This is a genomic window from Xenorhabdus khoisanae, from assembly GCF_001037465.1.
GTDB classification, from domain to species: Bacteria; Pseudomonadota; Gammaproteobacteria; order Enterobacterales; family Enterobacteriaceae; genus Xenorhabdus; species Xenorhabdus khoisanae.
In genome coordinates this window covers 1-13,205 of record NZ_LFCV01000044.1, presented here as the reverse complement: position 1 = coordinate 13,205, position 13,205 = coordinate 1, and the positions used below count along the sequence as shown (strand labels likewise).

The 13,205-nt window shown below is 44.6% G+C and carries 11 protein-coding genes; 4 read left to right on the top strand and 7 right to left on the bottom strand.

Annotated features, from left to right (window positions below; translation table 11 throughout):
- Positions 1 to 13: 13 nt before the first annotated feature.
- Complete coding sequence (ilvC, locus tag AB204_RS07855) at positions 14 to 1,492, bottom strand: ketol-acid reductoisomerase (RefSeq protein ID WP_047962835.1); 1,479 nt, start codon at positions 1,490 to 1,492, stop codon at positions 14 to 16.
- A gap of 156 nt (positions 1,493 to 1,648) precedes the next feature.
- Between ilvC and ilvY the strand changes: the two genes are divergently transcribed.
- The 4 genes from ilvY to AB204_RS07835 all read left to right on the top strand — a co-directional run bounded on the left by ilvY (position 1,649) and on the right by AB204_RS07835 (position 6,248).
- Complete coding sequence (ilvY, locus tag AB204_RS07850) at positions 1,649 to 2,530, top strand: HTH-type transcriptional activator IlvY (RefSeq protein WP_047962834.1); 882 nt, start codon at positions 1,649 to 1,651, stop codon at positions 2,528 to 2,530.
- A 38-nt stretch (positions 2,531 to 2,568) separates the two neighbouring features.
- Positions 2,569 to 3,402 carry a helix-turn-helix domain-containing protein gene (locus tag AB204_RS07845; RefSeq protein ID WP_047962833.1) on the top strand — a complete coding sequence of 278 codons (834 nt, stop codon included), beginning with the start codon at positions 2,569 to 2,571 and terminating at the stop codon, positions 3,400 to 3,402.
- A 139-nt stretch (positions 3,403 to 3,541) separates the two neighbouring features.
- On the top strand, positions 3,542 to 4,702 hold the full coding sequence (gene emrA, locus AB204_RS07840) for a multidrug efflux MFS transporter periplasmic adaptor subunit EmrA (protein ID WP_411354710.1): 1,161 nt from the start codon (positions 3,542 to 3,544) through the stop codon (positions 4,700 to 4,702).
- 7 nt (positions 4,703 to 4,709) lie between these two features.
- Entirely contained in the window at positions 4,710 to 6,248 is a 1,539-nt protein-coding gene (locus tag AB204_RS07835) for a DHA2 family efflux MFS transporter permease subunit (protein WP_047962831.1), read from the top strand.
- A 55-nt stretch (positions 6,249 to 6,303) separates the two neighbouring features.
- On the opposite strand, the gene ilvA is transcribed toward AB204_RS07835, so the two are convergent.
- The 6 genes from ilvA to ilvL all read right to left on the bottom strand — a co-directional run bounded on the left by ilvA (position 6,304) and on the right by ilvL (position 12,896).
- Positions 6,304 to 7,854 (bottom strand): threonine ammonia-lyase, biosynthetic, encoded by a 1,551-nt coding sequence (gene ilvA, locus AB204_RS07830; protein WP_047962830.1) that lies wholly within the window; start codon positions 7,852 to 7,854, stop codon positions 6,304 to 6,306.
- Complete coding sequence (ilvD, locus tag AB204_RS07825) at positions 7,854 to 9,704, bottom strand: dihydroxy-acid dehydratase (protein ID WP_047962829.1); 1,851 nt, start codon at positions 9,702 to 9,704, stop codon at positions 7,854 to 7,856. The genes ilvA and ilvD overlap by 1 nt, the downstream gene beginning before the upstream one ends.
- 90 nt (positions 9,705 to 9,794) lie before the next feature.
- On the bottom strand, positions 9,795 to 10,721 hold the full coding sequence (locus AB204_RS07820; protein WP_047962828.1) for a branched-chain amino acid transaminase: 927 nt from the start codon (positions 10,719 to 10,721) through the stop codon (positions 9,795 to 9,797).
- Between the two features lie 24 nt (positions 10,722 to 10,745).
- Positions 10,746 to 11,003 carry an acetolactate synthase 2 small subunit gene (gene ilvM / locus AB204_RS07815; protein ID WP_047962827.1) on the bottom strand — a complete coding sequence of 86 codons (258 nt, stop codon included), beginning with the start codon at positions 11,001 to 11,003 and terminating at the stop codon, positions 10,746 to 10,748.
- Positions 11,000 to 12,655: an acetolactate synthase 2 catalytic subunit gene (gene ilvG, locus AB204_RS07810; RefSeq protein WP_047962826.1), complete on the bottom strand. Its 1,656-nt coding sequence runs from the start codon at positions 12,653 to 12,655 to the stop codon at positions 11,000 to 11,002. Before ilvG ends, ilvM begins: the two co-directional genes overlap by 4 nt.
- Positions 12,656 to 12,800: 145 nt before the next feature.
- Complete coding sequence (gene ilvL, locus AB204_RS22345) at positions 12,801 to 12,896, bottom strand: ilv operon leader peptide (RefSeq protein WP_099112761.1); 96 nt, start codon at positions 12,894 to 12,896, stop codon at positions 12,801 to 12,803.
- Positions 12,897 to 13,205: the final 309 nt, after the last annotated feature.

The window sequence follows — 13,205 nt, the reverse complement described above, 5'->3', positions numbered from 1 at the left end:
TCGCCGGCTGATATTATCCGCCAACCGCAATGCGTTTCATATCAGTCATATAACCACGCAGGGTACGACCGATAGTTTCAATCGGATGGTTACGGATCGCTTCATTCACATCACGCAGTTGGGCATTGTCGATACCACGATCTGCGACTGCTTTACCTAAATCTCCTGCTTGCAGAGTCGCCATGAATTTCTCTTTCAGCAGCGGAACCGCAACGTAAGAGAACAGGTAGTTACCATATTCTGCCGTATCGGAAATGACTACGTTCATTTCATACAGGCGCTTACGGGCAATGGTGTTCGCAATTAACGGCAGCTCATGCAGAGATTCGTAATAAGCTGATTCTGCAATAATGCCGGAATCAACCATCGTTTCAAATGCCAGCTCTACTCCAGCCTTGACCATCGCGATCATCAACACACCATGATCAAAGTATTCCTGCTCACTGATGTTGCCATGGTAATCAGGGTAATTTTCGAATGGTGTCCCGCCAGTTTCTTCACGCCAAGTCAGCAGGTTTTTATCGTCATTCGCCCAGTCTGCCATCATTGTGGAAGAGAATTCACCAGAAATGATGTCATCCATATGTTTTTGGAACAACGGAGCCAGAATAGTTTTCAGCTGCTCAGAAAGGGCATAGGCACGCAGTTTCGCCGGATTGGAAAGGCGATCCATCATCAGTGTAATACCCCCCTGTTTCAGGGCTTCGGTAATGGTTTCCCAGCCAAACTGAATTAATTTACCTGCATAACCTGGTTCGGCACCATCAGCAATCAGTTGGTCATAACACAGCAGAGAACCTGCCTGTAACATGCCACACAAAATGGTTTGTTCACCCATCAAATCAGATTTAACTTCTGCTACGAAAGAAGATTCCAGAACACCTGCGCGATGCCCACCCGTTGCGGCTGCCCACGCTTTCGCAATCGCCATCCCCTCGCCTTTTGCATCATTTTCTGGATGCACGGCAATCAGGGTAGGAACACCAAATCCACGCTTATATTCTTCGCGAACTTCCGTTCCCGGGCACTTAGGAGCAACCATTACAACAGTGATATCCTTGCGTACCTGCTCACCCACTTCAACGATATTAAAACCGTGGGAATAGCCCAGTGCCGCACCTTCTTTCATCAAGGGCTGAACAGCCTGAACCACCGCTGAGTGTTGTTTGTCTGGTGTCAGGTTGATAACCAAATCGGCTTGTGGAATTAATTCTTCATAAGTGCCAACCTTGAAGCCATTTTCGGTTGCTTTACGCCATGATGCACGTTTTTCATCAATTGCTTCTTTACGCAAGGCATAAGAGATATCCAAACCCGAATCACGCATGTTAAGACCTTGGTTTAGCCCTTGTGCACCACAGCCGACAATCACCACTTTCTTGTCTTTTAAATACCCTGTCTCGTCAGCAAATTCTTCCCGCGCCATAAAACGACATTTGCCTAACTGTGCCAATTGCTGGCGCAAGTTCAACGTATCAAAATAATTAGCCATGGTGACTCCGTTATAATTAGGTGTGATGTTGTTTGCATAGTGCCAATATATGACATGCAAGCCATTGCTTAAATTGATATATTAACAAGACTATATTGCAATTTATGCAATAGTGATTTCTACACCAAAAAGTCTTTAAGCAAAGGGCGCGAAACAATGGATCTACGTGATTTAAAACTGTTTTTACACCTTGCAGAAAGTTGTCACTTTGGACGCACTGCCAAGGCTATGCACGTCAGCCCATCCACACTTTCACGCCAGATCCAGCGCCTTGAAGAATTATTGGGGCATCCACTTTTTCTACGCGATAACCGAACGGTAAAACTGACCACAGCCGGTGAACAGTTAAGGCAATTTGCTCAACAAACACTCCTGCAATATAAACAACTACAGCACTCGTTAAACCATCAAAGTCCATCACTAACAGGGGAGTTACGTCTGTTTTGTTCAGTGACTGCGGCATATAGCCATTTGCCACAAGTATTAGATAAATTCCGGGCTGAACATCCTTTGGTGGAAATAAAACTGACAACAGGGGATGCGGCTGATGCCGTGGATAGAGTCCAATCTGATGCTGCTGATTTGGGTATTGCGGGCAAGCCTGAGAAACTGCCTGATAATGTTAGTTTTACTAAAATAGGTGAAATACCGCTGGTGCTGATTGCGCCTTCCCTTCCTTGTGCTGTGAGAACCTTGGCGACACAGGCTCCTCCCGATTGGAATAACATTCCTTTTATCCTGCCTGAGCATGGACCTTCCCGTAAGCGCATTGAGCTTTGGTTCCGGCGGCACAAGATCCTGCATCCCGTCATTTACGCAACGGTTTCCGGCCATGAAGCCATTGTCTCCATGGTAGCATTAGGTTGTGGGATCGCATTAATACCTGCGGTTGTCGTCGAAAATAGTTCTGAAACGGTACGTAACCGCATCTCTCTGCTGGAAAATATTTCTCTGGTTGAACCATTTGAATTGGGTGTTTGTGCGCTGAGTAAGCGTTTAAACGACCCTTTAGTTAAGGCGTTTTGGAAGCTATTGTAACCTGAGAACGACTGTAATCTGGAAATAGGTCACTCGATATGAGACGCAAAATAGATAGGCATCTTGAAGCCGTCAGGTTATATGAATATCACAAACAATACCTAGTGCTTTCTCATAATATGAAAACAGAGTGGCATCGCCATCCTTGTATCCAATTGAGTGTTTCATACGATTATTCACAAATGAAAATTGATACTGAACACGGATCACAGCAAGTCTATGGCTTTATTATCGCCAGCAATATTAAACATAAATTACATTCTGAAAATAAATCCTGTTTCAATTTCCTGATAGACCCCGCTCATCCCTTATATCATTTGCTGTTACATCAAATTAAAAATGCCGACATTATCTATCTCAAACCAGACTCCGCTCGTTTAATCGCAGATTATTTCATCCATTGCTTACAATCAGACGTACCACCAGACATTCTTGTCCTAAGCAATTGTTTGAATGACATAGGGTTGAATGACATAGGGTTGAATGACATAGATGACTGCCATTGTTCTCAGGATACACGAATTATAAAAGCGACGACGCTTATTACTGAATTACCCGTTAAAAGCATCTCTTCCAGTAAAATATCAGGTCATCTCTTTCTTTCAGAAAGCCGATTTTTGCATTTATTCCGACAGGAAATGGGAACAAATTTCCGTGGTTATTTATTGTGGAAACGCTTCCATCACGCACTTGAAAAAATAAACTCACCAGATTCATTGACGCTATTAGCTTCCCATAGCGGATTTTCTGATAGTGCGCATTTTAGCCGAACAGGAGTGATGTTATATGGATTCAGCCCTTCTGAATTGAAAAACGCCAGCATTGCTTTTTCTGATATTTGCCTCAGAAAGGTTTCTTCGAAAAAACGATAAGATAGCCAGTTTATTCAATTAAAAAATTTCCCCCACCACTAATCTACCTCTCCATTAAGCTCATTTTGAAAACCAACACCAGGTAAACATAAATAACGCTATTTTCGAGTTGTGATGATAAAAAATGGTGGAAAAAATAATGCCGAAATCGTCAGTAATTACAGATAAAAAATCAAAACGTAAACTGGCTCTGCTTCTTGCAACCCTGTTATTTGCCTCTGCGGGCTTAGGTTATCTCACCTATTGGTTTACTGTGCTGCGCCATTATCAAATAACCGAAGATGCTTATGTTGTTGGCAACCAAGTACAGGTAATGGCACAGATTTCAGGTAGCGTAACAAGTATTCATGCTGACAATACTGATTTTGTCCGTCAGGGCGATATTTTGGTGAGCTTGAATGCCATTGATGCTGAGCACGCTTTGGAGCGGGCAAAAAATGTACTTGCCAATAGTGTCCGGCAAACTCATCAGGTCATGATTGATAATGAGAAATTGCGAGCCAATATCGACCTGAAACAGACTAAGTTGCAGCAGGCAATAGATGATCTAAAACGACGTGAACATTTAGGAGTAACGGGTGCCATCGCTAAAGAAAGCCTGATCCATGCCCGTAATAATGTCCAGATGGCAAAGTCTGAACTGCGTTTTGCGCAGCAACAATATCATGCCAACAAGGCAATGGTTATCAACACACCACTGAAACATCAACCCCCTATTAAACTGGCGGCAACCCAGCTCCGGGATGCTTGGTTAACCTTACAGCGCACCCGAATTGTCGCCCCCGTCACAGGTTATGTGTCTCGTCGCAATGTACAAGTAGGATCACAAATTAAAAATGGCACTCCTCTCATGGTTATCGTTCCTGCTGACCAGCTTTGGGTGGAAGCAAACTTCAAAGAAGTCCAGCTTACTCATGTTCGCATCGGTCAACCTGTAACATTAACCAGCGATTTTTACGGTAGTGACATTTCTTATACAGGTAAGGTTGTCGGTTTGGATATGGGGACGGGCAGTGCCTTTTCTTTATTACCGGCTCAAAATGCCACTGGAAACTGGATAAAAGTCGTCCAACGACTGCCTGTCCGAATTACTCTGGAATCACAACAACTCATTGATTACCCATTGCGCATCGGATTATCTATGCACGCCTCCATTGATACCAGAAATCAAGACGGCATAGTCCTCGCCAAAGTACCTCGCCAAGGGATCGTGTATAAAACCGATGTTTTGTCTTACGACACAGGAGAAGTTGAGTCGTTGATTAGTGACATTATTTCGATGAATACCAGCAAAGGATGAGGACAATATGTCACATGAACCATTATCGGGAGTCAAACTGGGCTGGTTGACACTGGCTCTGGCACTGGCTGCTTTTTTGCAAATACTGGATCTGACAATTGCTAACGTTGCAATATCGACCATTGCCGGTGATCTGGGTTCTTCCACTTCTCAAGGGACTTGGGTAATTACTTCGTTTGCCGTTGCCAATGCGATTTCCATTCCATTAACCGGTTGGCTGGCAAAACGGTTCGGTGAGGTTCGTGTCTTTTTAGCATCAACGATTTTATTTATTATCGCATCCTGGTTATGCGGCATATCCAATAGTCTGGAAATGCTGATTTTATCACGCGTTGTACAAGGCGTTGCCGCAGGCCCAATTATGCCTCTTTCACAAAGTTTATTACTGAATAACTATCCCCAGCCAAAACGCAATATGGCATTGGCGATGTGGTCGATGACTATCGTGGTTGCTCCTGTCTGTGGCCCTATTCTCGGCGGTTGGCTCAGTGATAGTTATCATTGGGGTTGGATATTTTTGATTAATATTCCATTCGGTTTGGCGGTTGTTGCTATCGCCTGGATGTTACTCAAGGATCGGGAAACGAAAACAGAAACGAGCCCGATTAACGCGGTAGGGTTGATTTTATTGATTGCGGGTGTTGGTTGCTTTCAGTTGTTGCTTGACCGCGGGAAAGAGCTTGATTGGTTTAGCTCATCAGAAATTATTACATTGGCCGTCATCGCCGTAGTTTGCCTCACTTTTCTGATTATCTGGGAGCTAACTGATAACTCCCCCATCATTGATTTATCGTTATTTAAATCCCGTAATTTTACGATTGGGACAGTGTGTATCAGTCTGGCGTTTTTGCTTCACATCGGGACGCTTGTTCTGCAACCTCAGCTATTACAGATGGTATTTGGCTACACCGCAACTTGGGCAGGATTAGTTCTGGCACCTTTGGGTATCATGCCAATCATTCTTGCACCACTTATTGGTCGTCTTGGTTCAAAAATCGATATGCGCTATTTGGTGATGTTCAGCTTTATTGTTTTTACTTTGTGCTTCTTCTGGCGGGCTTATACTTTCGAACGCTCTATGGATTTTGCCGCCGCAGCCTGGCCTCAATTTATGCAAGGATTCGCCATCGCCTGCCTGATTATGCCGCTTAACGCCATCATCCTATCCGATATTAAACCTGATAAAATTGCCTCTGCGGTGAGCTTATTCAACTTCCTGCGCACTCTGGCAACATCGGTGGGAACCTCTATCACAACAACTATTTGGTCGAACCGTGAGTCAGTTCACCATGTCCAACTTACACAAGCAGTAAGCCCCTATAATCCCATTGCAACCCAAGCCTATGAAAATATGCAGCAATTTGGCCTGTCACATGCTCAGATCAGTAGTAAATTGGCACACGAAATCACTAATCAGGGGCTGATTATTGCTGCCAATGAAATTTATTGGTTATTCGCCTTTCTTTTCCTGATCATGCTCTTGCTAATTTGGCTGGCCCACCCAACCACCACAGATAAAAAGCATAGAAATAAAAATAAGGAGTAAAAATAAAGAGTAAAATCAGCAAATAACCCCCAAAAGGGGGCTATCTTGTAATTGCTTAAGTCAAAAATAATTTAAATGAGGAATTTTCTGTTTCATCATGATATTCATAGCCCAATTCATCTAAATGGCGATCAAAGCATAACTCCGAGCCTGAAAGCTCAAAAGCAGCCAGTACACGTCCATAGTCTGTGCCGTGGCTACGATAATGGAACAGGGTGATATTCCAGTGAGTACCCAATGTTTGCAAAAATTTCAGCAACGCCCCCGGAGATTCAGGAAAAGCAAAACTAAATAATCGCTCCTGCAATGGCTTGGATGGCCTGCCGCCTATCATGTAGCGGACGTGCAGTTTCGCCATTTCATCATCGGTAAAATCAGCTACCTGATATTCCGATGCTTTTAGTTCTTCAATGATTTCACGACGTTCAGCACTTCCACGACTTAATCTGATACCGACAAAAATACAGGCTTTGCTTGGATCGGTAGAGTCCGAGTAACGATAGCTGAATTCTGTCACAACACGGGGTCCCAATATTTGGCAAAAATTCAGGAAACTGCCCTTTTGTTCAGGAATAGTGACCGCCAGCAAAGCTTCACGTTGTTCTCCCAGCTCACAGCGCTCTGAAACATAACGCAGACCATGAAAATTCACGTTGGCACCAGAAAGAATATGCGCTAACCGCTCTCCTTGAATCTGATGTTGCTGAACATATTTCTTCAATCCCGCCAATGCCAGCGCCCCAGAAGGCTCGGCAATCGCCCTGACATCTTCGAAAATATCTTTCATGGCGGCGCAAATGGCATCACTGTCTACCGTAATGACATCGTCAACATATTGCTGGCATAAACGGAATGTTTCATCGCCAATACGTTTAACTGCTACACCTTCCGCAAATAATCCAACCCTTGGTAAATCAACCGGATGCCCAGCTTCCAGCGCGGCTTTCAGACAAGCAGAGTCTTCAGCTTCCACGCCTATAACTTTCATTTCAGGTACAAGTTGTTTGATAAGAACTGCGACCCCCGCAATTAACCCCCCTCCACCAACAGGAACAAAGATGCGGTCAAGGTAAACATCCTGCTGCAACAATTCCATCGCCAAAGTTGCCTGACCCGCGATCACTGTAGGATGGTCAAACGGGGGAACAAAGGTGTAGCCATGCTCTTTTGCCATTTCGATCGCTTTTGCTTTCGCTTCATCGAAATTTGCACCGTATAACAGCACTTCCCCACCAAAACCGCGTACTGCATCAACTTTAATATCCGCTGTAGCTATTGGCATCACGATAATAGATTTTACACCAACCTTACTGGCCGATAACGCAACGCCCTGCGCATGGTTTCCCGCCGATGCCGTAATTACGCCTTTGGTTTTTTGCTCTTCCTTCAAACCGGCAATCATCGCGTATGCACCACGCAATTTGAAACTGTGCACTGACTGGCGATCTTCCCGTTTAATCAAAATGGTATTATTTAAACGAGCAGAGATTTTTTTCATTTCCTGTAACGGGGTAACTTGTGCGACATCATAAACTGGTGAACTCAGTGCGGCTTTGAGATATTCCGCTCCTTTGGGTTCAGAATTAAGAGAATAAACTGCCACCATTAACCCCCCAGCTTAGCCTTATCGCGCACAGCCCCTTTGTCAGCACTGGTCGCCAACGAAGCATAAGCCCGCAATGCAAAAGAAACCTGACGTTCTCTGGATTTAGGTGTCCACGCCTCATCACCGCGGGATAATTCAACCTGTGTGCGTTCAGCAAGTTCTTTTTCGCTAACATCTAACTGGATTTTACGGTTTGGAATATCAATATTGATGATATCGCCATCATAAATTAGCCCTATCAAACCGCCACTTGCCGCTTCTGGGGAGATATGACCAATGGATAACCCCGATGTACCTCCCGAAAAACGGCCATCAGTGATCAACGCGCAGCTTTTGCCTAACCCCATCGATTTCAAGTAGGTCGTGGGATAGAGCATCTCTTGCATACCGGGGCCACCTTTCGGGCCTTCATAGCGAATGACAACCACATCGCCTGCCACAATTTTTCCACCCAGAATTGCGTCTACCGCATCTTCCTGACTCTCATAAACTTTGGCAGGGCCACGGAAAATCAAGCTGCCTTCATCCACCCCCGCCGTTTTCACGATGCAACCGTCCACAGCAACATTACCAAACAGAACAGCTAAACCACCATCTTGACTGTAAGCATGTGCACGCTCACGAATACAACCTTTCTCACGGTCATTATCCAACGATGGCCAACGACAATCCTGCGAGAAAGCTTGGGTAGTACGAATTCCGGCCGGCCCTGCCGCATACATGCTCTTAACACCTTCATCTTCTGTCAGCATGATGTCGTACTGAGCCAATGTTTGTGGCAAGTCCAAACCCAAGACGTTTTTTACATTCCGATGCAGCAGCCCTGTACGATCCAGTTCACCAAGAATACCAATCACTCCGCCAGCACGGTGTACATCTTCCATATGGTACTTCTGGGTACTTGGAGCAACCTTACATAAATGAGGAACCTGACGAGACAGGCGATCAATATCCGCCATCGTGAAATCAACTTCACCTTCTTGCGCCGCTGCCAATAAATGCAGAACAGTGTTCGTCGAACCGCCCATCGCAATATCCAGTGTCATGGCATTTTCAAATGCGGCTTTAGTTGCAATATTGCGTGGTAAGGCGCTGTCATCATTTTCTTCGTAGTAACGTTTGGTCAATTCAACAATGCGCTTACCCGCGTTGATGAATAGATTTTTGCGATCTGCATGCGTGGCGAGCAGTGAACCATTCCCCGGTTGCGAAAGCCCCAATGCTTCAGTCAAACAGTTCATTGAGTTCGCAGTGAACATGCCAGAGCAAGAACCGCATGTCGGACAAGCCGAACGTTCGATTTGGTCACTTTGTTCATCACTGACGTTTGGATTGGCCCCCTGAATCATGGCGTCAACCAGATCCAACTTGATAATCTGATCAGATAAGCGTGTTTTACCCGCTTCCATTGGACCACCGGAAACAAAAATAACCGGAATGTTCAGGCGCAGGGAGGCCATAAGCATCCCCGGTGTAATTTTGTCACAGTTAGAAATACATACCATGGCATCAGCACAGTGGGCATTGACCATGTATTCCACCGAGTCTGCGATCAATTCACGCGAAGGCAGTGAATAGAGCATGCCGCCATGCCCCATCGCAATACCATCATCAACCGCGATGGTATTGAATTCTTTCGCCACTCCCCCTGATGCTTCAATCTGTTCTGCCACCAGCTTGCCGAGATCACGCAGATGAACATGGCCCGGCACGAATTGTGTGAATGAGTTAACAACGGCAATGATGGGTTTCCCAAAATCGGCGTCTGTCATACCTGTCGCCCGCCATAAAGCACGGGCTCCCGCCATATTGCGGCCATGTGTTGTTGTAGCAGAACGATATTTCGGCATTGTCTTTACTCCCAAATCTGTCTTATCTAATTAACTTCAACAATTAAAACAGGCGGGGAACGACCGCCTGTTGGGGGTTATATTTTTTTATTAAGGATTAACCGGGTCCAGCCAGCCCCATTTATCTTCTGTCGTACCATCAAATAGGCCAAAAAACGCATTTTGGATTTTTTTGGTGATAGGGCCACACTTGCCAATACCAACCTGAATGTCATCTACACTACGAACTGGCGTGATTTCTGCCGCAGTTCCGGTCATGAATACTTCATCCGCCAAATAGAGTGATTCACGAGACAATGTCTGTTCGCGGACTTCTAAGCCAAGATCCTGCGCCAACTTGATAATCGCATCACGAGTGATCCCCGGCAGGGCTGCGGAAGTAAATGGCGGTGTAAACAGAATTCCATCTTTTACTTCAAACAGGTTTTCACCCGCCCCTTCTGAAATATAACCATTAACATCCAGAGCAATGCCTTCCTGATAACCATGACGTCTTGCTTCACTTCCCACCAGCAGAGAAGAGAGATAATTACCCCCTGCTTTCGCTGCCGTCGGGATAGTATTTGCTGCTACGCGATTCCATGACGAAACCATCGCATCAATGCCTTGCTCCAACGCTTCTTCTCCGAGATAAGCGCCCCAAGGAAAAGCCGCAATAATGACATCTGTTTTATAGCCAGCGGGAGGATTCACCCCCATTCCAACATCACCAACAAATACCAATGGACGAATGTAAGCACTGACCAATTTATTTTTGCGAAGTGTTTCGCGGCAAGCTTCCATTAACTCATCAACACTCTGACTCACTGGAAAACGGTAAATTTTGGCTGAGTCACGTAAGCGTTGCATATGTTCACGATGGCGAAATACAACAGGCCCCTTGTGAGAATCATAACAACGGATACCTTCAAATATTGAAGTGCCATAATGCAGGGCATGAGACATAACGTGAACTTTAGCATCAGCCCAAGGCACCATTTCACCATTGAACCAAATATAATCAGCTTGCTTTGTCATTCTAAATCTTCCTTCGATTGCGCACTATGCGCTTATTAATTGTGATTTTTTATGTTGGATCTCGATACCAGCAACATCCACTAATTTCATCAATTGAGAAAAAAGTAAATTAACGGGACGCTGACTGGTCACTGTGAGTTCAATGCTTACATTATCACTATCTGTTGTGTGATCCATATTCAATGCGCGTACCTGAAATCCTCGATGACGGGTAACTCTCAGAATTCGTTCCAAAATTTCAGGACAAAACTTTGCCTGAATAGCAAGTTGATGCTGCATCATAATGACTTCTCCAACATGGTGGCGTTGCTTGCGCCTGGTGGAACCAATGGCCAGACATTCTCTAGTTCATCAATAGATACGTGTAATAAATAAGCGCCATCACTGTTGAACAAAGCATCCAAAGCTTCACTTACTTGCGCTTTATCGGTGATTTTTCGCCCTGGAATATCAAAGGCTTGTGCCAACGTAAGAAAATCCGGGTTATCAGTTAAGATCGTTTCGCTGTAACGTTTTTCAAAAAACAGTTCTTGCCACTGGCGAACCATTCCTAATCGCTGGTTATCCAATAAGATCATTTTGACCGGTAATTGCTTGCGTTTGATTGTTCCCAACTCCTGAACATTCATCATGAAAGAACCATCACCAGATATACAGATAACCGTATCTTCAGGACGTGCCATCTGAGCACCAATTGCCGCTGGAATGCCAAACCCCATCGTGCCCAAACCACTTGATGTGATGAAATTCTCTGGCTGGCTAAATGTCATGTGCTGGGCAGTCCACATTTGATGTTGTCCAACATCGGTTGTAACCACGGTATTAGGCGATGCACGATCCGAAATCTGTTTCAACAACAGCGGGGCATAAATGCTTTCCCCCTGATAGTCATAACGCCATGCATGATCATTTTTTAATTGCTTGATTTCTTGCTGCCAGTCCTGAATTGAGACAGATTGCTGTAACTGAGGTAACAATATTTTTAAATCACCCAATAATGAAACATGGGTTTGACGTAATTTATTGAACTCAGCAGGATCAATATCTAAGTGGATCACTTTGGCATGAGGAGCAAAGGTATTCAGCTTTCCTGTTACGCGATCATCGAAACGAGCACCAACGGCAATTAATAAATCACAGGATTGAACAGCAAAATTGGCCGCTTTGGTTCCGTGCATCCCTAACATGCCCAAGTAGCACTCATGTTCAGGATCCGCAGCACCTAAGCCTTTCAAGGTGGAAACGACAGGTATTCCTGTTTCTGCAACAAAACTGCGTAATTCAGGAACGGCACCAGACATTCCAACCCCTCCGCCTACGTACAAGACAGGTTTGCTCGATAACGCCAACAGTTGACGAGCCTGATCCAGCTCTTGCTCGGGGAATGGAAATGTTGGCGAGTCTGATAAGTCTGACACCAGATACGGAGCAAAATCACCCTGAGCCAGCTGGATATCTTTCGGTAAATCAACTAAAACAGGGCCGGGACGTCCACTCATGGCAATCGTAAAAGCATCAGCCATTATTTGGGGTAATTTTTCCAGTGAATCCACAAGAAAACTGTGTTTTGTGCAGGACAGGGACATTCCCAACATATCGATTTCCTGAAAGGCATCCGTCCCTATAAATTCAGAACTCACCTGACCGGTAATCGCCACAACAGGAACAGAATCCAGCAATGCGTCAGCTAACCCCGTGATTAAATTTGTTGCACCCGGCCCTGATGTCGCGATGCAGACTCCTGGCTTACCACTTGCTCTGGCATAGCCGATTGCTGCCATGACAGCACCTTGTTCATGACGGCATAACACGTGCTCAATTCCACCGTCATACAGCGCATCATAAACCGGCATAATAGCCCCGCCGGGATAACCAAAAACTTTTTCAATTCCCTGCGTTCGTAATGCTTCTATAACCGATTGTGCCCCGTTCATTGCCATCTCCCCTGTTATGTTTACCTTGCAATTGGCTGTTGTGATGTTGTGTTATGTCGTTGTCAGGTGCCAAAAATCGTGCCAAAAAAAAGGCCCCCGCGCCTTTCGGTGCGGGGGCCTTTTTTGAATCCGGCTATTTTTCTGTCTAAGCCTTCATTCGTCCAAGTGCAGCCCCGCACGGTGGAATAATCACCACCACGCTCACAATAATTAGGCTAATCACTAGGACAAATGTGTTCATAATTTTGTTCGTTTTAACTCGTATGCTTGACGTATATTTAAGAGTTACCACTTTCTGTGATCATTGACAACGATTATTTTTATTTTTTCATAACAAAATTATTTTATTTATATTTTTCATTCAGATAGATCTATAAACAGATAAATTCACTGAAATTTATTACTTTTTCGCTCTAAAAGAATCACTATCTGTTTGTTTTGTAAAATATTTAATAAACCAAATAATAAAAAACAAGTTAATCATCTAGCTAAAAATAACACGACATAAAAACACATCCAAAATTAGTATTATTGGCTAATAGTTATTACC